Annotated in this window: 16 protein-coding genes; 9 read left to right on the top strand and 7 right to left on the bottom strand. The window is 72.6% G+C overall.

What is annotated here, in order from left to right; all coding sequences use genetic code 11:
- Nucleotides 1-63 precede the first annotated feature (63 nt).
- The 5 genes from RV986_RS35450 to RV986_RS35430 all read right to left on the bottom strand — a co-directional run bounded on the left by RV986_RS35450 (nucleotide 64) and on the right by RV986_RS35430 (nucleotide 7,309).
- Entirely contained in the window at nucleotides 64-1,392 is a 1,329-nt protein-coding gene (locus tag RV986_RS35450; protein WP_475921276.1) for an RNA polymerase sigma factor, read from the bottom strand.
- Between the two features lie 179 nt (nucleotides 1,393-1,571).
- On the bottom strand, nucleotides 1,572-3,479 hold the full coding sequence (gene dnaG, locus RV986_RS35445) for a DNA primase (RefSeq protein ID WP_475921275.1): 1,908 nt from the start codon (nucleotides 3,477-3,479) through the stop codon (nucleotides 1,572-1,574).
- Between the two features lie 66 nt (nucleotides 3,480-3,545).
- Complete coding sequence (locus tag RV986_RS35440; protein ID WP_475921274.1) at nucleotides 3,546-4,811, bottom strand: NAD(P)/FAD-dependent oxidoreductase; 1,266 nt, start codon at nucleotides 4,809-4,811, stop codon at nucleotides 3,546-3,548.
- 93 nt (nucleotides 4,812-4,904) lie between these two features.
- The gene (locus RV986_RS35435) at nucleotides 4,905-6,293 is read right to left on the bottom strand and encodes a deoxyguanosinetriphosphate triphosphohydrolase (protein WP_475921273.1); all 1,389 of its coding nucleotides are present in this window, start codon (nucleotides 6,291-6,293) and stop codon (nucleotides 4,905-4,907) included.
- Nucleotides 6,294-6,355: 62 nt separating this feature from the next.
- The gene (locus RV986_RS35430; RefSeq protein ID WP_475921272.1) at nucleotides 6,356-7,309 is read right to left on the bottom strand and encodes a sirohydrochlorin chelatase; all 954 of its coding nucleotides are present in this window, start codon (nucleotides 7,307-7,309) and stop codon (nucleotides 6,356-6,358) included.
- Nucleotides 7,310-7,535: 226 nt separating this feature from the next.
- Here RV986_RS35430 and RV986_RS35425 point away from each other — a divergent pair, with 226 nt between their 5' ends.
- From RV986_RS35425 to RV986_RS35405, 5 genes are all read left to right on the top strand, one after another.
- Nucleotides 7,536-8,252, top strand: a complete 717-nt coding sequence (locus tag RV986_RS35425; RefSeq protein WP_475921271.1) for a SanA/YdcF family protein — start codon at nucleotides 7,536-7,538, stop codon at nucleotides 8,250-8,252.
- Nucleotides 8,249-9,835 carry a membrane-associated oxidoreductase gene (locus tag RV986_RS35420; protein ID WP_475921270.1) on the top strand — a complete coding sequence of 529 codons (1,587 nt, stop codon included), beginning with the start codon at nucleotides 8,249-8,251 and terminating at the stop codon, nucleotides 9,833-9,835. Before RV986_RS35425 ends, RV986_RS35420 begins: the two co-directional genes overlap by 4 nt.
- Nucleotides 9,836-10,252: 417 nt before the next feature.
- A complete protein-coding gene (locus tag RV986_RS35415; RefSeq protein ID WP_475921269.1) occupies nucleotides 10,253-10,978 on the top strand; it encodes a hypothetical protein in 726 nt (241 codons plus the stop codon).
- Between the two features lie 129 nt (nucleotides 10,979-11,107).
- The gene (locus tag RV986_RS35410; protein WP_475921268.1) at nucleotides 11,108-13,282 is read left to right on the top strand and encodes a molybdopterin oxidoreductase family protein; all 2,175 of its coding nucleotides are present in this window, start codon (nucleotides 11,108-11,110) and stop codon (nucleotides 13,280-13,282) included.
- A gap of 70 nt (nucleotides 13,283-13,352) precedes the next feature.
- Entirely contained in the window at nucleotides 13,353-15,527 is a 2,175-nt protein-coding gene (locus RV986_RS35405; RefSeq protein ID WP_475921267.1) for an alpha-galactosidase, read from the top strand.
- A 12-nt stretch (nucleotides 15,528-15,539) separates the two neighbouring features.
- Here the strand turns inward: RV986_RS35405 and RV986_RS35400 are convergent, their stop codons facing one another.
- Both RV986_RS35400 and cutA read right to left on the bottom strand, forming a co-directional pair.
- Nucleotides 15,540-15,977 carry a gamma-glutamylcyclotransferase family protein gene (locus tag RV986_RS35400; RefSeq protein WP_475921266.1) on the bottom strand — a complete coding sequence of 146 codons (438 nt, stop codon included), beginning with the start codon at nucleotides 15,975-15,977 and terminating at the stop codon, nucleotides 15,540-15,542.
- A complete protein-coding gene (cutA, locus tag RV986_RS35395; RefSeq protein WP_475924549.1) occupies nucleotides 15,974-16,336 on the bottom strand; it encodes a divalent-cation tolerance protein CutA in 363 nt (120 codons plus the stop codon). Before cutA ends, RV986_RS35400 begins: the two co-directional genes overlap by 4 nt.
- Before the next feature lie 283 nt (nucleotides 16,337-16,619).
- Here cutA and RV986_RS35390 point away from each other — a divergent pair, with 283 nt between their 5' ends.
- The 4 genes from RV986_RS35390 (at nucleotide 16,620) to RV986_RS35375 (ending at nucleotide 20,602) form a co-directional block, all read left to right on the top strand.
- Entirely contained in the window at nucleotides 16,620-17,555 is a 936-nt protein-coding gene (locus RV986_RS35390) for an ABC transporter ATP-binding protein (protein ID WP_475921265.1), read from the top strand.
- On the top strand, nucleotides 17,552-18,412 hold the full coding sequence (locus RV986_RS35385) for an ABC transporter permease (protein ID WP_475921264.1): 861 nt from the start codon (nucleotides 17,552-17,554) through the stop codon (nucleotides 18,410-18,412). The genes RV986_RS35390 and RV986_RS35385 overlap by 4 nt, the downstream gene beginning before the upstream one ends.
- A 73-nt stretch (nucleotides 18,413-18,485) precedes the next feature.
- Entirely contained in the window at nucleotides 18,486-19,898 is a 1,413-nt protein-coding gene (locus tag RV986_RS35380; protein WP_475921263.1) for a sensor histidine kinase, read from the top strand.
- Nucleotides 19,895-20,602 (top strand): response regulator, encoded by a 708-nt coding sequence (locus RV986_RS35375; RefSeq protein WP_475921262.1) that lies wholly within the window; start codon nucleotides 19,895-19,897, stop codon nucleotides 20,600-20,602. Before RV986_RS35380 ends, RV986_RS35375 begins: the two co-directional genes overlap by 4 nt.
- Nucleotides 20,603-20,640 lie beyond the last annotated feature (38 nt).

The raw sequence follows: 20,640 nt of genomic DNA, 5'->3' as shown, positions 1-20,640 counted from the left end.
GTTCCCGCCCGCGCGGTTCCCCGTGCCTCTTCTCAGGGGCGTGGGGAACCGCGCGGGGAGCCCTCAGTCCAGGTAGCCGCGGAGTTGGTCGGCGAAGGCGTGGTCCCTGAGCTTGTTCAGGGTCTTGGACTCGATCTGGCGGATGCGTTCGCGCGTGACGCCGAAGATGCGGCCTATTTCCTCAAGGGTGCGGGGCCGGCCGTCGGCCAGGCCGTAGCGGAGTTGGACGACCTTGCGTTCGCGCTCGCCGAGCGTGGACAGGACCGCCTCCAGGTGCTGGCGCAGCAGCAGGAACGCCGCGGACTCCACCGGCGAGGTCGCGTCACCGTCCTCGATCAGGTCGCCGAGCGCCACATCGTCCTCCTCCCCCACCGGCGCGTGCAGCGACACCGGTTCCTGGGCGAGGCGCAGCACTTCGCTCACCCGCTCGCTCGGGAGGTCGAGGTGCGCGGCCACCTCCTCCGGCGTCGGCTCGTAGCCGCGCTCCTGCAGCATGCGGCGCTGGACGCGGACCACCCGGTTGATCAACTCGACGACGTGCACGGGGACTCGGATCGTGCGTGCCTGGTCGGCCAGCGCCCTCGACATGGCCTGCCGGATCCACCAGGTCGCGTACGTCGAGAACTTGTACCCGCGGGCGTAGTCGAACTTCTCGACCGCCCTGATCAGACCGAGGTTTCCCTCCTGGACCAGGTCGAGCATGGTCAGGCCCCGGCCCACGTACCGTTTCGCGACCGAGACGACCAGGCGCAGGTTGGCCTCGATGAGACGGCGTTTGGCCATACGGCCCATGACGACCAGTTTGTCCAGGTCGAGGGCGAGTTGGCTGTCCAGGTCGGGTGCGCGGCGGAGCTTCTCCTCGGCGAACAGGCCGGCTTCGACACGGCGGGCGAGTTCGACCTCCTCCACCGCGGTGAGCAGCGGAATGCGGCCGATCTCGCGCAGGTACTGGCGGAACAGGTCGGAGGAGGGGCCGCCGGTGTCCGTGGTACGGCCGCGGGACGGCTCCACGGGCTCGGGGACCTCGGCCTCGGTCTCGACCTCGATCTCGACCCCGGCGGTCTCCACCGCACCGGCCGACGGCTCGTCCGGCTCGGGCGGCCCCTGCGGATCCGTCTCGGGGTGGTGCGCGGCACGGCTCTGCGGGGGGACCCCCGCGACGACGTCGGGCTCGGCGTCCGTATCCGTGTCCGTGAGCTTGTCGGTCTGGGTGAGGGTCTGGGTCTGCACGGGGGCGACCTCCAGGAATGTCGCTGCTGAGGCGTGCGGCAGCGGTACGTCCGGGATGGGGTCGACGGCCTCGCCGCTGCCCATCCCGTAGTCGTTTGGCGGAACCGCGGGAATCGGAAACCCGTCGCGTGCGGGTCGGCCGCGCTCCGAGGACTCAGGCACCGCAACCCAGTGTGGAGTACGACACATCGCCGCCACGAGGGGCGTGCGGTGACTTTTTGCGTCCGCGCCGTGACCCGGCGGTGACCGTGTCGTACGAGTGCGCAGCTCAGCGGGCACGAAACACGGCGAAGGGCGTACGGAATCGGCATGTGCACCGGTGCGGTGCGGGCCGTCCGGCCTCAGAGTGCCTCGGCGCCCCGCTCGCGCAGCGCCTGTCCGTACTGCTGGAGCACCCACAGCTCGTTCTGCACGGCCGCCAGCTGGGCCGGGTCGCCGTGGGCGCTCGCGCGGGCCAGGGCGCCCTGGACGTCCACGATGCGGCGGTCGACGGCGCGGCGGCGGACCATGACGAGCTGGTCGCCCGCGTAGGTCTCGTCGACGGTCTTGCGCATGATGGCCTCGACGGCCAGCTCGGTGACCATGGCGCGGACCGTGTTGTCCGGGGCGACCTCGCGGACCCGGACCAGATACTCCTGGGGGTCCTGGACGCCGTACTCGGCGCCGCCCGCCTCCATGATCGCCAGGCGTACGGCGGCGTACGGCGGGGCGGTGAACTCGTCGATCCCGTACGCGTCGAAGGCCGGGGAGACCAGCTCCGGGCGCTGGAGGGCGAGTTTGACGAGCTCGCGCTCGGTGGCGAAGACGGGGTTGCGGAGGTTGAGCGCCGGGCCGCCGACGGGGGTCTGGACGGCGCCGTACGTCGGCTGGGGGCGCTGCCCGTTCGGTGTCGGGGCCGGGCCCTTGCCGCCGCGGTCGCGGGCCCAACGGGCCAGCTGGGCCACCCGCTTGACCACGAACTGGGTGTCGAGGATGCCGAGCATGCCGGCGAGCTGCACGGCGACCTCGTGCTGCGCGCCGCTGTTCTTGATGCGGGCGACGATGGGCGCCGCCTCGTCGAGCGCGGCGGCCCGTCCCGCCGGGGTCTCCAGGTCGTAGCGCAGGATGATCTGGCGCAGGGCGAACTCGAAGAGCGGGGTGCGGGGTTCGACCAGGTCCACGACCGCGTCGTCGCCCTTGGCGAGGCGCAGTTCGCAGGGGTCCATACCGTCCGGGGCGATCGCGATGTACGTCTCGGCGGCGAACTTCTGGTCGTCCTCGAAGGCGCGCAGGGCCGCCTTCTGGCCCGCGGCGTCGCCGTCGAAGGTGAAGATCACGCGGGCCGAGCCGTTGTCCATCAGCAGGCGTCTGAGGATCTTGATGTGGTCGCCGCCGAACGCCGTGCCGCAGGTCGCGATGGCGGTGGTGATCCCGGCCAGGTGGCAGGCCATGACGTCGGTGTAGCCCTCGACGACGACCGCGCGGCTGGCCTTGGCGATGTCCTTCTTGGCGAGGTCGATGCCGTACAGGACCTGGGACTTCCGGTAGATCGCCGTGTCGGGTGTGTTGAGGTACTTGGGCCCGTTGTCCGCCTCGTACAGCTTGCGGGCGCCGAAGCCGACGACCTCGCCGCCGATGTCGCGGATCGGCCACATCAGGCGGCCGCGGAAGCGGTCGATGGGGCCCCGGCGGCCCTCCTGGGCGAGGCCGGAGAGGAGCAGTTCCTTGTCGGTGAAGCCCTTGCCGCGCAGATGGCGGGTGAGGTGGTCCCAGCCCTGGGGGCTGTAGCCGACGGAGAAGTGCTCGGCGGCGGACTGGTCGAAGCCGCGCTCGGCGAGGAACTTACGGCCGGTGTCGGCCTCGGGGCCGAGGGCCAGCTGCTCGACGTAGTAGTCGGCGGCGGCCTTGTGGGCCTCGACCAGCCGGATCCGCTCGCCGCGCTGGTGGGAGGGGTTGTACCCGCCCTCCTCGTAGCGCAGGGTGATGCCCGCCTGTCCGGCGAGGCGCTCGACGGCCTCCGAGAAGGTGAGGTGGTCGACCTTCATCACGAACGTGAGGGTGTCGCCGCCCTCCTGGCAGCCGAAGCAGTGGAAGAGACCCTTGCTCGGGCTGACCTGGAAGGACGGCGACTTCTCGTCGTGGAAGGGGCACAGACCCTTGAGGTTTCCGCCGCCCGCGTTGCGCAGCTGGAGGTACTCGGACACGACGGCGTCGATCGGGACCGCGTCCCGAACCGCCTTCACGTCCTCGTCGTTGATCCTTCCGGCCACGCGTGAATTCTACGGGCGTGGTGTGACAGTCGGGTGCCGCCGTCGGTCGCAGGGACCTCTGATCGGTCAGGGGACCAGGCTTTCCAGCGGTACGTGCGGGTCGGCGAGCGCCTCGGCGTCCACCTGGGCCCGGGATCGGATCAGTCGCTGGACGAGTTCCGTGACGTCCCACACATTCACGTTCATCCCGGCCAGCACCCGCCCGTCCTTCAGCCAGAAGGCGATGAACTGCCGCTTGCCCGCGTCGCCCCGGATCACCACTTGGTCGTACGTCCCCGGGGGCGCCCAGCCCGAGTACTCCAGGCCGACGTCGTACTGGTCGGAGAAGAAATAGGGCACCCGGTCGTACGCCGCCTCCTGGCCCAGCATCGCGCGGGCCGCCGCCGGTCCGCCGTTGAGGGCGTTGGCCCAGTGCTCGACGCGCATCCGGGTGTCGAAGAGGGGGTGCGGGAAGGCGGCGACGTCACCGGCGGCGTAGATGTCGGGGTCGGAGGTGCGCAGCAGGCCGTCGACCGCGATGCCGCCGCCGTACGCGCGGTCGGCGATCTCCAGGCCCGCGGCCTCGGCGAGCCCGGTGCGCGGCGCCGCCCCGATGGCCGCCAGGACGTCGTGGGCCGGGTGCTCCTCGCCGTCGTCGGTGCGGGCGGCCAGCACCATGCCGTCCTGGCCGACGATCTCGGTGAGCTGGGCCCCGAAGTGGAAGCGGACGCCGTGCTCGCGGTGCAGCTCGGCGAAGAGGTTGCCCAGCTCGGGGCCGAGGACCGCGTGCAGCGGGGTCGACCCGTGCGCGACGACGGTGACCTCGGCGCCGTACTCGCGGGCCGCCGCCGCGACCTCCAGGCCGATCCAGCCCGCGCCCGCGATCACGATGTGCCCGTTGTCCCGGCCCAGCGCGGCGAGGACGCCCTTGAGGCGTTCGGCGTGGGCGAGGCGGCGCAGGTGGTGGACGCCCGCGAGGTCCGTGCCCGGGATGTCGAGGCGACGCGGTTCCGCACCCGTCGCGAGGAGCAGCTTGTCGTAGTGGACGAGGGTGCCGTCGTCGCCGAAGCGGACCGTCTTCGCCGTGCGGTCGATCGCGTCGACGGTCTGGCCCAGGTGCAGTTCCACGTCGTTCTGCGCGTACCAGGCCGGTTCGTGCACGAAGACGCTGTCCCGCTCCTCCTTGCCGAGCAGATAGCCCTTGGAGAGCGGCGGGCGCTCGTAGGGGTGGTCACGCTCGTCGCAGATCAGTATCACGCGGCCGGTGAATCCCTCCGCTCGGAGTGTCTCGGCCGCCTTGGCGCCGGCCAGGCCTCCTCCGACGATGACAAAAGTCTGATCCGCGTCGACCACTTGATGCCTCCTCGTAACGTTGTCGCCACAGCCGAGCCTCCCGCACGCAGCGTGATGCGGGAAGAGGGAGTGGCCCGATCAGGCCACGCAGGGTCACACTCCGCCGCCGGTCGCGGGGCGGGTGGTGAGCCTGAGGTGCAGTGAGCGTGCCGAGGCGTCCGTGAGCGAGGCAATCTGGTCGACGATCACCCGCTTGCGGGCGCGATCGTCCCCGGCCTCGTCGAACAGGGACCGGAACTGCGGGTCCAGCCCCTCCGGGGCGCGCACGGTGAGCGCCTCGGCCAGCTCGGCGACGACGATCCGCTGATCGGCGCGGAGCCGCTCCTGCTCGGCGCGCTGCATGACATACCGGTCGGCGACCGCCTTGAGGACGGCGCACTCGTGGCGCGCGGCGCGCGGGACGACCAGCTCCGCCGCGTACCGCGTGAGCCGTCCGATGCCGTAGGCCGCGCGCGTGGCGCCCTCGGCGGCCAGGCAGAAGCGGCCGATGAGCTGGCTGGTGGCGTCCTTCAACCGGGCCTGGGCGACGGCCGATCCGTCGTACCCGTGCGGCCACCACTCCTGCTCCAGGAGCCGGTCGAGGGCCTCGGCGAGCTCGGCCGGGTCGGTGCCGGCGGGCACATAGCGGCCGATGGCCACCTTGAAGATCTCCTGGCGCTCCGGTTCGGCGTACAGGCAGCCCGGGTCGATGTGGCCCGCGTGCAGACCGTCCTCGACGTCGTGCACCGAGTACGCCACGTCGTCGGACCAGTCCATGACCTGGGCCTCGAAGCACGTACGGGTGCCGGGGGCGCCCTTGCGGACCCAGTCGAAGACCGGCCGGTCGTCCTCGTAGACCCCGAACTTCGGCGAGGCGGGCTGGGTCGGGTGGGCGCCGCGCGGCCACGGGTACTTGGTGGCGGCGTCGAGGGCGGCACGGGTCAGATTGAGGCCGACGCTGACGAGTTCGCCGGTCTCGTCGCTGCGGACGAAGCGCTTGGGCTCGATCCTGGTCAGCAGGCGCAGCGACTGCGCGTTGCCCTCGAAGCCGCCGCAGTCCTCCGCGAACTCGTTCAGAGCCTGTTCGCCGTTGTGCCCGAAGGGCGGGTGGCCGAGGTCGTGGGAGAGGCAGGCGGCCTCGACGAGGTCGGGGTCGCAGCCGAGGGCGGCGCCCAGCTCACGGCCGACCTGGGCGCACTCCAGGGAGTGCGTGAGGCGGGTGCGGGCGCTGGCGTCCCAGTACTGACTGCGCGTGCCCGGGGTGACGACCTGGGTCTTGCCCGCGAGGCGGCGCAGCGCGGCGGAGTGCAGTACGCGGGCGCGGTCGCGCTGGAAGGCGGTGCGGCCGGGACGTTTGTCGGGCTCGGTGGCCCAGCGCTCGACGGCCGACTCGTCGTACCCGGCGTGAGCGCCGGAGGTGGCGTGCGAGGCGTGGTTGTCGTATGTCGTGGGTGTCTTCGGTGCTTGCGGCGCTTGCGGTGCCTTCGGTGCAGTGCCTTCCATGCACTCGACAGTAGACGCAGGCAGTGACAAACGGGGCGCGGCCTACCGCGCCGGAACCCGGTTCAGGCCGAGGCGAGCTCGCGTGCGGAGGCGGACTCGGGGGTCGCGACCGCCTGGTCGTAGCGGTGCAGGACCAGACGGGCCATCGCGGCGTGGGCGCCGAGCGGGGCGGCGGCGATCCAGGGGGCGGCCGCGGCGCACTCGGTGGCGAAGCGGCCGGGCGCGGTGAAGTAGGAGGCGACGGCGATGCGGTGGCGGCCACGGGCGGCCAGGGCGCGCACGGCGGCGGCGACGGTGGGCGCGGCGGCGGAGGCGTACGCGGGGACGACGGGGACTTCGAGGCGTTCGGCCAGCAGTTGGGCGGTGCGGCGGGTGTCGACGGCCGACTCGGGGTCGCGTGAGCCCGCGGCGGCGAGCACGACACCGCCGGCACGCCGGGCCGTTTCACTCGTCCGGGTCCGCCAGCCGGCCTCGACGAGCCGCTCGTACAGCGTCTCGACGAGCAGCGGGTGCGGGCCGAGCGGGGCGGCGACGCGGGTGCGCAGTCCCGGGACGGCGGCCGCGGCCTCGGGGATGTCCCGCTTGACGTGGTAGCCGCGGCTGAGCAGCAGCGGCACGAGAACGGCGTCCTGCGCGCCGGCGGAGGCGAGGGAGGCCAGCGTGTCGGACAGCAGCGGCTCGTTGAGCTCGATGTGACCGAGGCGCACGGACAGGTGCGGGCGCAGCTCGCAGACGCGTTCGATCAGGGTGCGGACGGTGCTCAGCGCGCGCGGGTCACGGCTGCCGTGCGCGACGAGGACGAGGGGTGGCGGCGTCGGACTTGGGGTCTCCCCTGCTCGACCGGAGCGGAGAGCTTGGGGAAGAGTGCCGTTGAGCGACACGAGGCTGAGCCGGCTGCTGAGCCGGCTGGTGATCGCGTTCATGAGTTGCGCCGTACTGTCGAGGGGGGCGCCACCGAGCGGTTGGCCGCCGGGGCGGGTTCTGGACTCGTCGCGAGAAGGTTTCGACGCCGTCATGAACCGATGGTGACGGCAGGAGGTTGCCGGACCGTTGCACGGGCATGACGGGTGTTTTCCGGGGGTTCACGGTGCGGGGCGGTACCGGTGTGAGCACCTCCCACCTGCGGTTCCTTCACGTCGAATGAACCCGGTCACCCTGACCGCGTGAACCGAACGGGCTTACGCTGCGTCCCCATCTGTCGAATACCGACGCGAGCCGACGTCACCGGGGGGACGAACAACCATGCCGCGCCTGCCGCATCCAAGGATCCGCAGACCGCGCCTGCCACGCCTGCCGCGGCTGCCCCGCACCCGCGCCGGGCAGCGCAGGGCCATACAGGCGATCATGCTGCTGTGCGTGCTGGCGCTGTCCCCGGCCACCTGGCTGTATGTGACGACGGCCGACCGGCTGCGGACGACCGCGGACGCCCCGCGCACCGAGGTCGCGGTGGTGTTCGGGGCGGGGCTGTGGAACGGCGAGCCCTCGCCGTACCTCGCGCACCGGCTGGACGCGGCGGCGCGGCTGTACCGGGCCGGGCGCATCGAGGTCGTGCTCGTCACCGGGGACAACAGCCGCAAGGACTACGACGAACCGGACGCCATGCGGGCCTATCTGACGAAGCGTGGGGTGCCGGACGCCCGGATCGTCAGCGACTACGCCGGCTTCGACACCTGGGACTCGTGCGTGCGGGCCCGGAAGATCTTCGGGGTCCACGAGGCGGTACTGATCAGCCAGGGCTTCCACATCCGGCGGGCGGTCGCGCTGTGCCGGGCGGCGGGCGTGCGGTCGTACGGCATCGGGGTCGACGACACGCACGACGCCACCTGGTACTACGGCGGTACGCGCGAGGTGTTCGCGGCGGCCAAGGCCGCGCTGGACGTGGTGTTCCGGCCCGATCCGCAGTTCCTGGGGCCGAAGGAGCCGGGGGTGGCCCGGGCCCTGGCGGTGGCGCGGAAGTGACGGCGGCCATCGATCCCGCCGGTCTGTCGGCCGCCGAGCGCCGCGTCTGGGAGGCCTTCCCGCTCGGCGAGAGCGTGGACTTCCGGGAGGGACGCGAGGGCCCCGACACGGGTGCGGACGACCCCGCGGCCGGCGCGTCCTGGGGTCCCGAGCGGACCGTACGGGCCGAGGTGCTGCGGGCGCTGCTGATCGACGGACCGGCGCACGACGGTGAGATCGCGGGCCTGAAGCTGACGGGCGCGCGGATCACCGGGCCGCTGGATCTCTCGTACGGGACGGTCGAGCAGGCCATGCGACTGCGGTGGTGTCACTTCGAGCAGGCTCCGCAGCTGTACGGGGCGCAGCTGCGCGCCCTGGTGCTGAGCGACTCGGTGCTGCCAGGCCTCACGGCGGGAAACCTGCGGGTCGACGGGGCACTGCGGCTCAGCTGCTGCCGGATCACCGGTCCGGTGCGGCTCCAGGGGGCGAAGATCTCCGGCGCCGTGTTCGTCAACGGGGCACGGCTCGGCCGCCCCGCGGCCCCGGACACCCCTGATGCCCCGGACACCCCTGGCGCCCCGGACACCCCTGGCGCCCCGGACACCCCTGGTTCCCCGACCCCGGAGGCGGCCGAGGAACCGGTTCTCCAGCTCAACCACGCGAACGTCGGCACCGACGTCTGGGCCGTCGGCCTCGTCGCGCACGGCCAGGTACGGCTGAACGGGGCCACGGTCGGCGGCCAGCTGAACCTCGACGACGCCGAGCTGCTCGCGGCGCCCGGCGCGACCGCCCTGCACGCCGAGACCCTCTCGGTCGGCACCGACCTGCGGGCCAAGCGGCTGCGGGCGCGGGGCCGGGTCAACCTGAGCGGGGCCAGGATCCCCCACCAGCTCAATCTGGACCACTCCCGGCTGTCCAACCCCGGCGGTGTGGCCGTGCGTGCCAGCAGCTGCGTGATCGGTGAGCTGTGGCTGCGCGCGGCCTCGCCGATCGAGGGCGCCGTGAATCTGCGCCGCTCCCAGCTGGACCTGCTGCACGTCCCTCCGGAGGTGTGGCCCGACCGCGTCCGGCTCGACGGCCTCAGCTATCGCGTCCTCGCCCCGCGGCTGCCCGCCGAAGAGCGGCTGCCGCTGCTGGAACGCGACGAGGGCGGTTATGTTCCGTACGCCTACGAGCAGTTGACCGCCGCGTACCGCACCGCGGGCGACGACGCGGCTGCCCGCACGGTCCAGCTGGCCAAGCTGCGCCGGCACCGCGGCACGCTCCCCCGCCCCGCCAGTTTCTGGGGCCATCTGCAGGACGTGACCGTCGGCTACGGCTTCCGCCCGATGCGCGCCGCCGGGTGGCTGCTGTTGCTGCTGTGCACCGGTGCCCTCGCCTTCGCGCTGCACCCTCCGCACGCTCTGAAGCCCGCCGAGGCGCCCGGCTTCAACTCCGTCTTCTACACCCTCGATCTGCTGCTGCCCATCATCGACTTCGGCCAGGAGGCGGCCTTCGCGCCGCGCGGCTGGTACCAGTGGCTCTCGTATCTGCTGATCGCCACCGGCTGGATCCTGGCGACGACGATCGCGGCGGGCGTGACACGCTCGCTGAACCGCCAGTAGCCGTACGGCCGCCGCTCCGGCTGCCGCAACAGACATACGAAGCTAGGCTGAAACAGGACATTCGTGGTACGGGGGTCGGTACGGGGGCCGCGGAAGCCGGGCCGGCGACGACCGGACAGCCCGACGGGACACGCGGGCCATCGGGCGTGGGGCGCGCCCGCCGGGCCGGTACGGAGGTCGGTCCCCCGCGCCCCGACACCCTCTCGCCGCGCACTTGGCCGCCGTATCGCCCGCGGGTCGTGGCGTGCCCGACCGTGATGCCCGCCCGTCCCTTCCGCCGTTCCCTCCACCTGTTTCACCCGTCCATTTGATCCGTCCATTCCATCCGTCCATTCCATCCGCCCATTCCATCCGCCCATTCCATCCGCCCATTTCGTCCGTCATTTCATCGGCACTTTCCGGCTAGGAGGAAAGCGCATGAGTCGGCACCGTCGTTACGCACTCCTCATTCCGCTCGTGGTCTCCTCGGTGGCCCTGTCGCCGGCGATGGCCGCCCGAGCGGCCCCATCGGCCCCCTCGGCCCCGTTGCCCACCGCGCTCACCAAGGCCTCGCCGACCTGCAAACTGCAGGTGGCGCCCGACACCAACCCTGCCGAATTCGATCTGGTACTCAACGGGTTCAGGCCGAATTCCCAGGTCCGCATCAGCGGACCGAAGTTCTTCAAGGGCGTCGTCAACAACCAGGGGGCGTTCACCGAGGACAACGTCCCCAGAGGCAACTACACGGTGACGACCGGTGAGGACCGCCGGGGGAACAAGCTGAAGATCGGCTGCGAGAAGCCGCCCAGGCTGCCCGTCCCCGCGGCCCTCAACATCACGGACGCGGACGCGGCGGTGAGCTCCCCCACCGGCCCGGTCAACTGCGCTGTGGGACAGGCGGTGAAGTTCGAGGGCAAGCTCACCGGCACGGGAACCGGAACGGTCAAGTACGTGTGGACGAGCAGCACCGGCAAGCGGACCGAGGCCTCCGTCACCTTCAACGGCCCCAGCACCGCGACCACTTCGTTCACCGTGACCGCCCGCGCACGCCAGAGCAACGCGGCCCGGGCCCCCAGGGTGACCGTCCAGCTCACGGTGCCGAAGCAAGGAGCCGAGGCGGGCATCTCGTCGGAGCGCGTGCGGTTCGTCCTCCAGTGCCAGTGAACGGAGCATCGCACCGGGGTGGGGTGCCGTGCGCCTCACGGCGGGCGGGGGCCGTCGGGGAGGCCCCCGTCCCGGCCGCGTAACGCACCCCGTCCCGGCGTGTAACACGCCCGACGCACGCTGAGCGGTATGCAGACCTCCGCGACGCCCACCCACTGCCCGTACTGCGCCCTGCAGTGCGGGATGAACCTGACGCCCGCGCCCGGCGCGGGCGGCGGGCTCCTCGTGGAGGAGCGCGTGGACTTCCCGGTCAACCGGGGGGCGCTCTGCGGCAAGGGCCGCACCGCGCCCGCGCTGCTGTCGTCGCGGGTACGGCTGACCTCGCCACTCGTGCGGAACGCGGGCGTGCTGGAGCCCGCGAGCTGGGAGGAGGCGCTCGACCGGATCGCCGCAGGGCTGTCCCGCACGCGCACGGAGCATGGCCCGGACGCGTGCGGGGTGTTCGGCGGCGGCGGACTGACCAACGAGAAGGCGTACGCCCTCGGGAAGTTCGCCCGGGTCGTCCTTCGCACCTCGCAGATCGACTACAACGGCCGCTTCTGCATGTCGTCCGCGGCGGCGGCCGGCATCAAGGCCTTCGGCCTGGACCGGGGGCTGCCCTTCCCCCTGGAGGACATCCCGGGGACCGGCTGTGTGATCCTCGTCGGCTCCAACCTCGCCGAGACCATGCCGCCCGCGCTGCGCTACCTCACCGAGCTGAAGGACAACGGCGGCCGGCTGATCGTCGTCGACCCGCGCCGGACCCGGACGGCCGAGCAGGCGGACCTGCACCTCGCGCCGCGCCCCGGCACGGACCTGGCGCTGGCGCTGGGACTGCTCCACCTGATCGTCGCCGAGGGCCGCACCGACGAGGCGTACATCCGGGAACGGACGAACGGCTGGGAGGAGGCGCGGGCCGCGGCGATGGCGCACTGGCCGGAGTACGTGGAACGGATCACGGGGGTGTCCGTTCCCCAACTCCGGGAGACGGTACGGCTGTTCTGCGAGCCGGAGAGCGCGATGGTGCTCACCGCGCGCGGACCCGAGCAGCAGTCCAAGGGCACCGACACCGTGGGCGCGTGGATCAACCTGTGCCTGGCGACAGGCCGTTCGGGGCGCCCGCGGTCCGGATACGGCTGCCTCACCGGGCAGGGCAACGGGCAGGGCGGCCGCGAACACGGCCAGAAGGCCGACCAGTTGCCCGGCTACCGCAAGCTCACGGACCCGGCGGCGCGCCGCCATGTCGCCGAGGTGTGGGGCGTGGACCCGGACGCGCTGCCGGGACCGGGCCGCAGCGCGTACGAACTCCTCGACGCGATGGGTACGGACATCCGCGCGCTCCTGCTGATGGGCTCGAACCCGGTGGTGTCCGCCCCGCACGCCTCACACGTCGAGGAACGCCTCCGGTCGCTGGACTTCCTGGCCGTCGCGGACGTGGTGCTGTCGGAGACCGCGGCCCTCGCGGACGTGGTGCTGCCGGTCGCGCAGTGGGCGGAGGAGACGGGCACGACCACGAACCTGGAGGGCCGTGTGCTGCTGCGCCGCCGGGCGGTCGGCCCGCCCGAGGGCGTCCGCACCGACCTCGACGTCCTGCACGAACTGGCCGCCCGGCTGGGCGTGGAGAAGGGCTTCCCCGCCGACCCCGAGGAGGTCTTCGAGGAACTGCGCCGGGCGAGCGCGGGCGGCCCCGCGGACTACTCGGGGATCACCTACCGGCGGCTGGCGGAGGAGAACGGGGTGTTCTGGCCGTGCCCGGCCGATCCTCCGCCGCACGGGGACACGAGCACCGCGGGGGCGGGGCGCACGGCCGCCGCCCCGGGCCCGCAGGCCGCTGCGAGCGCCCCCCGGCCCCCGGCGCACCCCGGCACCCCCCGGCTCTTCCTCGACCGGTTCGCCACCGAGGACGGGCGGGCACGGTTCGTGGCCGTGTCGCACCGGGCGATCGCCGAGGAGCCGGACGCCGAGTACCCGGTGCTGCTGACCACCGGGCGTGTGGTCGCGCAGTACCAGTCGGGCGCGCAGACCCGGCGCGTCGAGGAGCTCAACGCGGCGGCGCCCGGGCCCTTCGTGGAGATGCACCCGCGGCTGGCCGAGCGGCTCGGGGCGGCGGACGGGGACACGGTGGCGGTGGTGTCGCGGCGCGGGCGCGCCCTCGCACCGGCCCGGATCACGACCGCCATCCGCCCCGACACCGTCTTCATGCCCTTCCACTGGCCGGGCGAGGGCCGCGCCAACACCCTGACCAACCCGGCCCTGGACCCGACCTCCCGCATGCCCGAGTTCAAGGCGTGCGCGGTGCGGCTCGAAACGGTGAACCACTCCTAGGAATACCCGCGTTGGCAGATGCCCGGGGCACTAGCATGTGGCCCCTGCCACCCCGCCGGGTCGTGGACCGGTGCGGGGCCACTCGTCGGCGGGGGATCGCGTGACGCAGCAGTACAGCTACCGGTGGGGGCATTCCGGGCTCACCGCCGACTTCGATCTGGACGGCCGCACACCCCGGCTGGTCCGGCTGGCGCAACCGGGTGAAGCGGAGTCCAGGGCGAACGCCGAGGCCGCGCTGCCGCTCGTCGACGTGACCCTCCTCGGGCACGGCACCGGCTGGTCCGGGCCGCGCTTCACGGGTACGGCGCTCGGGCGGCGGCTGCGCCACCGCGCCCATCACGCCGCGTACGGCGACGGCTGGCACCACCTCACCGTGCAACTCCAGGACCCGGCGGGCGGGTTGACCGTCTTCGTCGAGTACTCCTCGCCGGACGCCGTGCCCGTGCTGCGCACCCGCGTCCGGCTCCGCAACAACGGCGACGCGCCGGTCGCCGTACGCTCCGTCAGCAGTCTGCTGCTGGGCGCGCTGCCCTCGCCGGACGTGCTCGACGTGCACCGGGCGCGCAACGACTGGCTCGCCGAATGCCGTTGGTACGCCGAGGAGTTGCGGGAGTCCGTGCCCGACACCGGCCGCGCGCTGCACGGGCACGACGGGCGGGCCGGACTGCGGCTCGCCGGCCGCGGCAGCTGGCCCACCGACGGGCACCTGGCGATGGGCGCGTTCACCGACCGCGGGACGGGGCGCTGCTGGCTCTGGCAGATCGAGTCCGCCGCGAGCTGGCTGTGGGAGGCGGGCGAGGCGGACCACCACACGTACCTCTCCCTGAGCGGCCCGACGGCGGACGACCATCAGTGGCGTCAAGTCCTCGCCCCTCGCGAGGAGTTCACCTCCGAGTACGCGGCCCTCGCGCTCGGCGACGGCTTCGACGGGGCGCTGGCCGCGCTGACCGACTACCGCCGCCGCGTCCGCCGCCCGCACCCCGACCACGACCGGCTTCCCGTCGTCTTCAACGACTACATGAACACCCTCATGGGCGACCCGACCACCGAGAAGCTGCTGCCGCTGATCGACGCGGCGGCCGAGGCGGGCGCGGAGTACTTCTGCGTCGACGCCGGGTGGTACGACGACGGGGGCGACGACGGGGGCGAGGACGAGGGCAAGGGCGAGGGCAAAGGCGAGAGCGGGGACGGGAGCGGCGGGGGCGAGGACGCGGGCTGGTGGGACAGCGTCGGCGCCTGGCTGCCGTCGACGCGGCGCTTCCCGGGCCCCGGCGGCCTCACGGCCGTGCTGGACCGGATCCGGGAGCGCGGGATGGTGCCGGGGCTGTGGCTGGAGCCGGAGGTGGTCGGCGTCCGCAGTCCGCTCGCGGCCGAGCTGCCGGACGAGGCCTTCCTGCGCCACGAGGGCGGGGTGCGCGTCACCGAACAGGGCCGCCACCAGCTGGACCTGACACATCCGGCCGCCCGCGCGCACCTCGACCGGACGGTCGACCGCCTCGTCGGCGACTGGGGCGTGGGCTATCTCAAGCTCGACTACAACATCACCACCTCCGCGCCGGGCCTCCTCGACCACTCGCGCGCCTGGTTGTCCTGGCTGTCGGCCGCCTTGGACCGCCACCCCGGCCTGGTCGTCGAGAACTGCGGGTCGGGCGGTCTGCGCATGGACGGCGCCTCCCTGGCCGTCGCCCAGCTCCAGTCCACCTCCGACCAGCAGGACCCGCTGCGCTGTCCGCCCATCGCGGCCGCCGCGCCGACCGCGGTGCCGCCGGAGCAGGGCGCCGTATGGGCGTATCCGCAACCGGGGTTCACGGACGAGGAGATCGGCTTCACGCTCGGCTCGGCGCTGCTGGGGCGCGTACATCTGTCCGGGCACCTGGACCGCATGACGCCCCGGCAACTCGGGCTGGTGCGGGAGGCGTTGGTGACGTACAAGGCCATCCGGGGTGATCTTCCCCGGTCGGTGCCGTTCTGGCCGCTGGGGCTGCCGGGGTGGACGGACGCGTGGGTGGCGCTGGGCATGCGGGTGCCGTTCCCCGACACCACGTACCTGCTGGTGTGGCGCAGGGCGGGCGGCGAGGCCGAAGTGACGCTGCCCATGGGGCACTTGGCGGGCCGGGAGGCCGGCGTCGACATCCTGCACGCGACGGCCGGGGCATCCGCCGGTCCGGTGGAGTGGGACGGGGCGGCGCTGCGGGTGAGGCTGCCGGAACCTCCGGCGGCGCTGCTGGTGCGGCTCTCCGCGTAGGCCGCGCCCGGTTCAGGGGCGGGTGCGCCAGTCCCCGCCCCCCAGGAGCGTCCCGCGGGCCCGCAACCGGGCGGCGACGGCGGGAGCGGCCACATACACCCAGGCCCGTACGGCGGTGCCGTCGGCACGGGTCACGTCCCGGGCGATGCGCTCGTACAGGTTGCGGGGGTCGCCCGGCGCGTACTCCTCCAGCCGGTCGAGCGCCCCGAGCAGTTCCCCGTACCTCTCCGGGAGCGCGGTGACCAGCTCCCCGCGTACGACGCCTCCGGGCTCCTCGACGGCGTACGGATACCCGGGCCCGTCGTACAGCACGATCCCCCGCATCCGGCCGGGCTCCTCGGACGCGGTACGTCCGCGGAGGAAGAGGTCGTGGTGGTGCTCGCCGGGGCGCAGGGTGCCGTAGACGAAGAAGGGGAGCCGTCCCCCGTCCGGGACGCGCACGACGCTCAAGGGGCGGTCTCCTCCTTCACCCATCGCAGATAGTCCGCGCTTCCCCGGACCACGGGCGTCGCGACGATCTCAGGGGTGTCGTAGTCGTGCGCGTCGAGGAGATGCCTCTCCAGCGCCTCGTAGCGGGCAGCCGTCGTCTTGAACAGCACCTGCCACTCGCTCGCCGTCTCCACCTCCCCCTGCCACCGGTAGACGGACGTCACCGGCCCGCTGATCTGCGCGCAGGCCGCGACCCGCGCCCGCACGGCGCCGCGTGCGAGGGCCTCCGCCTTCTCGGGGGCGTCGGTCGTGGTCAGCACCGTCAGCCAATCGGCTGTGGCTATGTCTGTGGCTATGTCTGTGTCGATGCCTATGTCCATGCCTATGTCCATGCCTATGTCCATGCCTATGTCCATGCCCATGTCCATGTCCATGCCTATGTCCATGCCCATGTCCATGGTCGGTCTCCTTCGCGCGCCTCGGCCCGGATCGCGGGATGCGGCCGGTGATGTCGTCCGACACGCCCGGCTCGGTCGTACCGCGGTACTACATTCACTCGTTTCATTGAGCTCCCGGGTACCACGGTTCCCGGTCCGCGGGCCCCTAGCGTGGCGGATGAGCAGCCAGGTGGGGTCCAACCCCCCCGAGCGTGAGGGAACAACGATGATCGAGGCACATCAGCTGACGAAGCGGTACGGGGAGAAGACGGCGGTCGACCGGCTCGACTTCGTCGTCAGGCCCGGCACGGTCACCGGCTTCCTCGGCCCCAACGGCGCCGGCAAGTCCACCACCATGCGCATGATCATCGGGCTGGACGCGCCGTCCGGCGGCAGTGTGACGGTCAACGGCAGGCACTACGCCGAGCACACCGCGCCACTGCAGGAGGTCGGCGCGCTGCTGGAGGCCAAGTCGATCCACCCGGGCCGGTCCGCCTTCGACCATCTGATGGCGCAGGCCCACACCCACGGCATCCCGCGCCGCCGGGTGGAGGAGGTCATCGAGCTGACCGGGCTGCGGTCCGTGGCCAAGAAGCGCGCGGGCGCCTTCTCGCTCGGCATGGGCCAGCGGCTGGGCATCGCCGCGGCGCTGCTGGGCGACCCCGCCACCATCATGCTCGACGAGCCGGTCAACGGGCTGGACCCCGAGGGCGTGCTGTGGATCCGCAACCTGCTGACCGGGCTCGCGGCGGACGGCCGTACGGTCTTCGTCTCCTCGCACCTGATGAGCGAGATGGCGCTGGTCGCCGACCATCTGATCGTCGTCGGACGCGGCCGGCTGCTGGCCGACACCACCGTGCGGGAACTGGTCCAGCAGGCTGGCGGTGACACCGTGACCGTGGCCTCCGACCGGTCCGCCCGGCTGCGCGAGGTGCTGGCCGGCCCCGGCGTCGAGATCACCGGCGCGATCGGCTCCGAGGAGCTGCAGGTGACGGGCCTGTCCGCGCGGGCCATCGGTCTCAAGGCCGCCGAGCACGGCATCCCCCTGTTCGAGCTCAGCGCCCGGACCGTCTCGCTGGAACAGGCCTTCATGGACCTGACCCGCGACGCCGTCGAGTACCACGCCACCGCCACCGTCGAGGCCCCTGGGAGGGCGGCATGAGCACTGTCACCGTCACCGGCACCGACCCCGGCGGCTCCGCACCCCCGCCGGTACGGGCCGTACGCCCGCCGTACAAGGTCACCGGGCGTCGGGTGCTGCGCTCGGAGTGGGCGAAGCTGTGGTCCCTGCGCTCCACCTGGATCACCCTCGGTCTGGGCCTGCTGTTCCTGATCGCGTTCGGCGTGATCGCCGCCGCGCACTACAAGTCCGAGCTCAGCTCCGGTCGTCCGCTGCGCGCCGACGACGCCTCGGCCACCGCGCTCAGCCTCTCCGTGTTCGGCACCAACTTCGCGCAACTGGCGCTCGGTGTCCTGGGCGTGCTGGTCACCGCCGGTGAGTACTCCACCGGCATGATCCGCTCCACGCTGGCCGCCGTCCCGCGCCGACTGCCGGTGCTGTGGTCCAAGGCGGCGGTGTTCGGCCTGCTCGCCCTCGTCGTCTCCACCGTCGGCGTCTTCATCGCGTTCCTGATCGCCGGCGGGATCGTCTCCGGCACCCCCGCGGCCCTCACGCTCTCCCACTCCGGCGTCGTCCGCGGCCTGCTGGGCGCGGGCCTCTACCTCGGTCTGGTCGGCGTGATCGGCACCGCCCTGGGCGCGCTGCTCCGTTCGGTCGCCGGCGGCATCTCGGTCCTGGTCGCCTCGCTGATGCTGATCCCCGGCCTGATCTCGCTGCTGCCCAGCTCGTGGCGGGACGACATCGGCCCGTACCTGCCCAGCAACGCGGGCGAGTCGATGTTCGCGCTCACCCACGACTCGACGGCCCTGTCGCCGACCGCCGGGCTTCTGGTCTTCCTCGGCTGGACCGTGCTCGCGCTGGCGGGCGCCGCCTACCGCCTCGTACGCACCGACGCCTGAGGCCTACCGCCTCGCCCGCTTCCCGGACACACAATGGACGGGTGAGACCCATGAACGCGGACCAGTGACACCCATGAGCATCGACGACACCGCCCACCGGGAGACACCCTCCGAAACACCTTCCGAGGCGCCCCCCGAAGCACCCTCCGAAGCTCCCTTCGCGGAGGCGGACCTCCCGTGGAATCACCCCCTGGCCCGCGGGCTGTCCCGTCTCGGCCGACGGCTCAAACGGGGCGACCGGAACCATCCGTGGATCCTGGACGCCGGGGTGACCGCGGTCGTGGCGCTGATGTTCTGCGTGCCGGACCTGGTGCACGACGGCGACGGCGACGGTGGCGGCGACGGCGGGCGACGCGGCTTCGACATCAACCTCACCCACCTGCCCTGGCCGGGGACCCTCGCGCTGCAGGCCGGGCTGGTCCTGCCCCTGCTGTGGCGGCGCAGAAGACCCTCACTCGCCTTCGCCGTGATCGCCGCGGTGTTCTTCCTCCAGCTGGCGCTCGGGGTCTGGCTGCGCGCCGACGTCGCCCTACTGATCGCCCTCTACAGCCTGGTGCTGCACGGAGAGCTCAGACGGCTGCCCGTGGCCTGTGCCGTCACCGCCGCCGCCCTGGGGCTGGTCGCCGTGCGGCTGCCGTCCGAGGTGTCCGTCCTGGACGCGCTGTTCTTCCTGTTCAGCGCCATCACCGCGGCGGTCGCGCTCGGTCTGGCGGTACGGATCCGGCGCGCCCAGCTCGCCGTGCTGCGCGACCGCGCGACCCGCCTGGAGATCGAACGCGACCAGCGCAGCAAGCTGGCCGCCGCCACCGAACGCACCCGGGTGGCCCGCGAGATGCACGACATCGTCGGCCACAACCTCTCCGTCATCATCACCCTCGCCGACGGCGGCGCGTACGCCAGCGACCAGTCCCCGGAGCGCGGCAAACAGGCCCTGCTCCTCATCGGTGACACCGGGCGCCAGGCGCTGGGCGAACTGCGCCGCATGCTCGGCGTCCTGCGCGAGCAGACCCAGACCCCCGCCGCGCCCCAGCTCAGCCCCCAGCCGGGCATCGACGACCTCGACGCCCTGTGCGCCCGGATCCGCGCCGCCGGTCCACAGGTCGTCTACCGCACCGGCGGCGAGCTGGACACCCTGGACCGCGGTGTCCAGCTGACCGTCTACCGCATCGTCCAGGAGGCCCTCACCAACGCGCTCAAGCACGCGGGCCACGACACCCGCGTCGAACTCGCGGTCGACGTCGAGGACACACGGCTGCACATCGACGTCCACGACACCGGCCGGGGCGGAGGTACCGTCCGTCCCGGGCCGTCCCCGGAGGAAGGACACGGACTCGCCGGTATGAGAGAACGCGCAGCCCTCTACAACGGGACCGTCACCGCGGGGCCCGCCCCCGGCGGAGGATGGACGGTGCGGGCCACACTCGACCTCACCCCGCCGGCCGGGGCGGACGTCACCCCGCCGGCCGCCACCGGTGGTGCGGTGTGACCACCGTGCTCATCGTGGACGACCAGCCCCTGCAACGCCTCGGCTTCCGGATGCTGCTGGAGAGCACCCCCGACACCGAGGTCGTCGGCGAGGCCGCGCACGGCGGTGACGCCGTCCGCAGGGCCGCCGAACTCCACCCGGACGTGATCCTCATGGACGTACGGATGCCCGGCATGGACGGCATCGAGGCCACCCGCCGTGTCGTCGCCTCCGGCGGCCGCTCCCGCGTCCTCATCCTGACCACGTTCGACCTGGACGAATACGCCCACGCGGCGCTGCGCGCGGGAGCCAGCGGGTTTCTGCTCAAGGACGCCCACCCCGAGGAACTGCTGGCGGGCATCCGCGCGGTCGCGGCGGGCGACGCGGTGATCGCCCCCGCGCTGACCCGCCGCCTCCTCGACGCCTACGCCAAGCACCTGCCCCGCGAGTCGTCGGATCGATCGGGCCGGTCGGGTCCGTCGGGTCAGAGGGCGGCGGACGATCCCCGGGTACGCGCCCTGACCGAACGGGAGTACGAGATCTTCGTCGCCATCGGCCAGGGCTGGAGCAACAGTGAGATCGCCGAGCGCCTGGTGGTGACGGAGTCCACGGTGAAGACCCATGTCGGCCGCGTACTGGCGAAGGTGGGAGCCCGCGACCGCGTCCAGGCGGTCATCCTCGCCTACGACCTCGGCCTCGCCCACCCGAACCCACCACCTGTCTAGCCCCACCACCCGTATCGAGGGCCGTGCCGGCCCCGGAC

Source organism: Streptomyces sp. RLA012 (genome assembly GCF_056270325.1).
This window is presented reverse-complemented; position numbering and strand designations above follow the sequence as displayed.